The 5,642-nt window shown below is 38.2% G+C and carries 8 protein-coding genes; 5 read left to right on the top strand and 3 right to left on the bottom strand.

The genetic code is table 11. The features are described from left to right. The 5 genes from PLK24_RS07560 to speE all read left to right on the top strand — a co-directional run. Nucleotides 1-477: DUF1405 domain-containing protein (locus tag PLK24_RS07560; RefSeq protein ID WP_324477818.1), on the top strand; the 477-nt coding region annotated here is incomplete at its 5' end. Further along, nucleotides 447-956 carry an acyltransferase gene (locus tag PLK24_RS07565; RefSeq protein WP_324477819.1) on the top strand — a complete coding sequence of 170 codons (510 nt, stop codon included), beginning with the start codon at nt 447-449 and terminating at the stop codon, nt 954-956. The genes PLK24_RS07560 and PLK24_RS07565, both read left to right, overlap by 31 nt. Further along, nucleotides 956-1,699, top strand: coding sequence for a peptidoglycan editing factor PgeF (gene pgeF, locus PLK24_RS07570; protein ID WP_324477821.1), 744 nt, complete (start codon nt 956-958; stop codon nt 1,697-1,699). The genes PLK24_RS07565 and pgeF overlap by 1 nt, the downstream gene beginning before the upstream one ends. Before the next feature lie 167 nt (nt 1,700-1,866). Further along, nucleotides 1,867-2,211 carry an adenosylmethionine decarboxylase gene (gene speD / locus PLK24_RS07575; RefSeq protein ID WP_324477823.1) on the top strand — a complete coding sequence of 115 codons (345 nt, stop codon included), beginning with the start codon at nt 1,867-1,869 and terminating at the stop codon, nt 2,209-2,211. Nucleotides 2,212-2,214: 3 nt separating this feature from the next. Then, on the top strand, nt 2,215-3,042 hold the full coding sequence (gene speE / locus PLK24_RS07580; protein ID WP_324477825.1) for a polyamine aminopropyltransferase: 828 nt from the start codon (nt 2,215-2,217) through the stop codon (nt 3,040-3,042). 319 nt (nt 3,043-3,361) lie between these two features. Here speE and hisD read toward each other — a convergent pair whose 3' ends face one another. The 3 genes from hisD to PLK24_RS07595 form a co-directional block, all read right to left on the bottom strand. Then, the gene (gene hisD / locus PLK24_RS07585) at nt 3,362-4,663 is read right to left on the bottom strand and encodes a histidinol dehydrogenase (protein ID WP_324477827.1); all 1,302 of its coding nucleotides are present in this window, start codon (nt 4,661-4,663) and stop codon (nt 3,362-3,364) included. Then, on the bottom strand, nt 4,656-5,297 hold the full coding sequence (gene hisG, locus PLK24_RS07590; protein ID WP_324477829.1) for an ATP phosphoribosyltransferase: 642 nt from the start codon (nt 5,295-5,297) through the stop codon (nt 4,656-4,658). Before hisG ends, hisD begins: the two co-directional genes overlap by 8 nt. Beyond that, the coding region (locus PLK24_RS07595; RefSeq protein WP_324477831.1) for an ATP phosphoribosyltransferase regulatory subunit at nt 5,290-5,642 on the bottom strand (353 nt) is incomplete at its 5' end. The genes PLK24_RS07595 and hisG, both read right to left, overlap by 8 nt.

A 5,642-nucleotide genomic window follows, 5' to 3' on the forward strand; every position in this document is an offset into this window, starting at 1 on the left:
ATTAAACACAAAAAATCCAATGATTTTCTAAATTTACTGGTCATCACCAATACAGTAAAATACGGCTTTTGGACGATTTTAACTATACCACTTTTTTCCGAAATGTTTCTTCCAGCTGGTGTTCAAACCGTGGTTCCTTTATTTGGAAACCTGACCTTAACTTTCCAGCTGAGTTCATTAAACTGGTTGTTAGTCTTTTTACATGCCATTATGGCTTTGCAATCCTTATTGATTTATCCGTTTGTTAAAAAATGGCAGCTCGGAACTATATTCATCATTATAGGTTGGTTATTCGTTAATGATTATTTTGATTACTGGTTGAATACTTATCCAACCGCCCAGTTAAACTATATGATTCATGACCCTCGCATTAACATCATCATTGCTCAAAACATTATTGTGAATGTTTTCTTTTTAACTTTATTCTTAATAAAATGGAGACAACAATGGGTTCGCGGCGAACTGAAGTCCGTTTAAAAGTCGATAAAAACAACAGTCTTTATTATTGGTATAAAGTGAAGAATCCTTTTCTGGTTATTCTCAATACCTTGGTCATATTTATTTTTGGATTTTCGCCTTCATTACGCCTAAAAACCTTTTTATATCGAGCATTAGGAGCCAAAATTCATAAAAGTGCCAGCTTAGCCTTGGCGGTAATTCTCGATTGTTTTTTTCCAGAATTGATAGAAATTGGAGAAAACAGTATTTTAGGCTTTCGAACCACCATTTTGACCCATGAATTTCTTATCAAAGAGTTTCGTACTGGGAAAGTAAAAATCGGAAAAAATGTCATGATTGGAGCTTGTTCATTAGTATTAGCCGGTGTTGAAATAGGAGACAATACAACGGTTGCTGCTTTTTCACTGGTTAATAAAGATCTACCATCAAATGTCATAGCTGCCGGCGTTCCAGCTCGAATTATTCGAATGAAAAATCAATCAGATGATACGCTTTGATGTCAAGCATTCTTTATTTTAAAATTTTGAAACATTTTCCCCAACTTTCTCATTGTTTAACCACTCGACATTATGAAGGGGATATCACTACCGCCCGGGGACAAGAATATTTCCTCAAAAGTTATCAATTCGATCAATCCAATTTCATCCTCCCCAAACAAGTTCATGGTTCTGAGATTCAAGTCATTGAAGATAAAGGTTTATTGTTAAGCAATAAGCAATTTGCAGCGGATGCGGTAATAACCAAACGAAAGAATATCTGGATAGGAGTATTAGTTGCTGACTGTTTTCCGATACTTATATTTGAACCATCGGTGAATGTGATTGCAGTAATTCATGCCGGCTGGAGAGGGATCGAACAGAATATTCATTTAAAAACCCTGAAATATCTCTTGGAAATCATGAATTGCTCGATTCAGCATCTTTTAATTGGTATAGGACCAGGAATTGGAGCTTGCTGTTTTGAAGTCGGGAAAGAAGTGAGCGATAAATTCGTAAAGAGATCTACAATTGCTGCTCAATTTGTTCAACCAGTTTCCGAACAGAAAGCTTTGGTTGATCTGAGAGGATTAATAACGTCTGATTTTATGATGGCCGATATTCCTCTTGAAAATATTGAGAACATGAATTATTGTACTTCTTGCTGTTCCGATTTGTTTTATTCTTATCGCAATGAAGGAAAAAACACTGGGAGAATGTTGTTAGCAGCTCGGTTAAATGAATCATCACAAGATGATAAATAAAAATTCAATTTGATTAGGCATAAAATATGCTCATCTTTATCTGCTTCCTTGGTTAGAGAAAGTGGTAATGAGAGGAAAAAAGAATTACTCTTACCAGGGGTGAGTGAAGAAGCGGGGGACGGTTTTTTTGAGATTAAAATGTTGTTATGGTAAGATGAGGTGATAGAATGGAAAAAGAATATTTGGCTAAACATCTCATGATTGAGATAATAAATTCATCATATTTAAATGACGCTGAACTCATGGAAGATTTTTTAACCAACACTGCCCACCTTTTTGGAAGTGAGATATTAGTTTTGAAAGTTCATCAATTCCATCCACATGGTCTCAGCGCTCTTATGATAATGCCCGAATCTCATATAGCAGTTCATACCTGGCCGGAATACCAATTCGCATCCATGGACATTTTTCTAAAAGCCAGCAGTGAACCCAGTCAAAGTTTACCCTTAATAAAAAAATATTTTCATCCCGAAGATGTTAAAATCGTTGAAATAGAAAGGGGGATTAATTAGGAAATGGCTCTATGGTATTATGAAGACTATATTCCTCATTATCGTTTGGGCTTGGAAATTAAAGAAACCCTCTTTTTGGGAAATTCGCCCTACCAGAAAATTCAAGTCATTGATTCCTATCTTTACGGAAAAGTCTTGTTATTAGATGATATTGTTCAAACCACCGAAAAAGATGAATTTATGTATCATGAAATGTTGATCCATCCGGCTTTGCTTACCCACCCTCAACCGGAAAAAATACTCATTGTAGGCGGAGGAGATGGTGGCGCATCAAGAGAAGTCTTAAAACATCCAGTTAAAAAAGTAAAATTGGTGGATATCGATGCTGCTGTTATTGAAGTAAGCCGTAAATACCTCCCGAAATTAGGAAACTGGAATGACCGAAGGTTAGAGGTGTTGGTAGAAGATGCTGTAAAGTATTTAGCTTTGTCAGATGAAATATACGATGTTATTGTTATGGATTCCACTGATCCCTTGCCTTCTGGTACCGCTGAACCGCTCTTTTCAAAAGATTTTTTCCAGAGTGCTTACGACCACCTTTCTGATAATGGTGTATTAGTTTCCCAAATAGAACCACCTTTTTTCCAACCGGAAAGAGAGCAGAGACATTGGGAAAGTTTAAAAATGTTCCCCCTGGTGAAGATATATTGGGGGTTGGTTCCAACCTATCCCGGTGGCATATGGACCTATATGATTGCATCAAAAGGAAGGGATCCTGAAACTAGCTTTAAAAAACTTCTATTTTCCACTCGTTATTATACTCCAGAAATTCATCGGGCAGCTTTTGTTCTTCCGCCTTTTATGCAAGAAAGGTTGTCTAAAAAGCTATAACGCATGTCGAGCTTTATACTGGTTGGGCAAGGACACGAAGTGGCATGAGGTTTAAGTCTGAAAAACCACGAGCTTGATTTGTTGCGTCCGGTCTTCATTGTATGTAGCGACCTGCCATGGCATGTCGAATCTTTGGTTTTCATTGTCATCTGGTGCCACACAAGTGGCATGAAGGTCTATCCTGAAAATCCACGGGCATGATAAATCAAGCCCCCTACAAAAGATTAAAAAATTGTAGGGGCACAATGCATTGTGCCCATTCTTTAATTAGTATAGCGACATGGCATGTCGAATCTTGTATTTAAATCCTTTTTTAGTACTACACAATATCATGAGGGTTTATTCTGGCTAACAGAGATTTTCGGTGAAAGAAGAAACCTTCTTTTTCCGCCAAGCTGGCATATCGAGAGTAAACCAGAGTAGGATCTCCTTTTTGAGGGAAAATGTAGGAAGAAGTCTTTAAAAAGTCACGAACCGAAAGAGGACTAGAGAACCGACTTCCACTCATGGTTGGTAAAACATGATTGGGCCCGTACCCATAATCACCAAGTGCCACGGGCGCTCCATTTCCAAGAAATATAGCTCCAGCATGACGAATCAGTGGTAACAAACGAAGATGATCAGCACAGCATAATTCCATGTGTTCAGGAGCGATTTTGTTGGTTATTTCAAATGCCGCTAATAAATTATCAACTTTGAATAGATACATAGGAACAGCTTTGGTGAAGGGTAGAGGATGAGCGTTTAGCTCGCTTTGAATAACTTCTTGTACCTGGTTTATAACCTCATCACTGGTTGAGAATAATATTGCCCGGGAGAGAGGATCATGTTCGGCTTGAGCGAGAAGATCAAGAGCAACCCAGTCGGGTCGACATTCTTCATCAGCAATGATGACTACTTCTGAAGGACCGGCTAATGAATCAATGCCGATGATACCACACAAAAGCCTTTTAGCGACGGTGACATAAATATTTCCTGGGCCGACAACTTTATCGACTCGGGGAATAGATTCGGTACCAAAAGCGATTGCAGCGATAGCCTGAGCACCCCCAGCTCGGACTATGTTGCTGATACCAAGATAATGAGCAACTGCTAAAATGTTTGATGAAACTTCACCTTTTGAATTCGGAGGAGTAAGAAGAAGGATATTTTTTACTCCGGCTATTTGGGCTGGGACTACCGTCATAATTACTGACGATGGATAAGAAGCTCTCCCGCCTGGTACATAAGTTGCTACTGAGTCAATTGGAGAGATAATTTCCCCAAGAATGGATAGATTTCGTGAAAAACATCTGGAATGTTCTAATTGTTTATTATGAAAATCACGAACGGTTTGAACAATTTGTTCAATAGTATTTCGAAATTCCGGTTCGGCATGATGCCAAGCACCTTCCAATTCGGACTTGGGGATAATAAAATCTGTTATACGACAATGGTCAAGTTGTTCGGTTAATTCTCGAAGTCCTGAATCACCCTCCTGCATAACTTTTTCAATAATGCTTTGCACCGTCTTTTCAACTTCCTTTAATTCGCAGTAGATAATTCGAGAATCGATCTGGAGTTCGGAAGGAAGGGTGTTGGTATCTTTAATCGTATTAGTTTGAATTATAAAATCACTCATCTCCGATTACTCCCTTCAGTTGTTGGACAAAAGAAAAAATACTCTCCATTTTGGTTTTTATACTTATTCGATTAGCAACTAAGCGAGCTGACACAGGAAAGAGCTCTTCAATAATCTTTAATTTATTATCATGAAGAGTTTTACCAGTGGAAACTAAGTCGATGATAGCATCGGTTAAATGAATAACCGGAGCTAATTCGATTGAACCATAGAGATAGAGGATATCGGCATTTAAGCCTTTTTCTTGAAGATAACGGCGAGTGATGTTGGGATACTTCGTGGCTATCCTTAAAGCATCTTTTCTAAAAAGGTCAGTAGCCGTGAGATTTTCTGGTCCAGCAACCACCATTTGGCAGATACCGATCTGAAGGTCGCATAATTCATAGACTTCATTTCCTCTTTCTTGAAGAATGTCTTTTCCAACAATTCCTATATCTGCAACACCAAATTCCACGTAGGTAGAGCTGTCTTTTGGATGGGAAAGGATGATATTCCAGGGTAGCGATTGATCTTCAAAAATTAACTTTCGTGAATTGAGATTAAAATCAAGAGGCCAAGAAGGCATTTTTGAAAGTAGGATGATAGCCTCATCTTTTAGCCTACCGGTAGGTATGCATAGAGTGAGTTTATCCATTTTTGATTACCTCTTGTATCTGCATGTAAATAGTATCCCAATTTAAGTCAGTCCAGGTATACTCTTTGAATCCATCAGATAATTTAAGAGCAAAGGGAACATCATTTTGCTCTTGGGCAATGACGGCTCGGAGCAATTTACGTAATTTTTGGGTTAAAATGAAGACGGATTTGCGATGCTCGGGAGGATAAAAAATAGTATAAGACTTAAAGGCTTGGTTAATATCCGGTCGAGATTTTTCAAATACCTCAACCAAACGTTCAATAAAAAGAGCAAAGCCACAGGCGGGGCGATCTTGACCAAAAATACCAAATAATTCATCATAACGACCACCAGCTAAAAGCG

It is taken from the genome of Atribacter sp. (assembly GCF_035418125.1).
GTDB classification, from domain to species: Bacteria; Atribacterota; Atribacteria; order Atribacterales; family Atribacteraceae; genus Atribacter; species Atribacter allofermentans.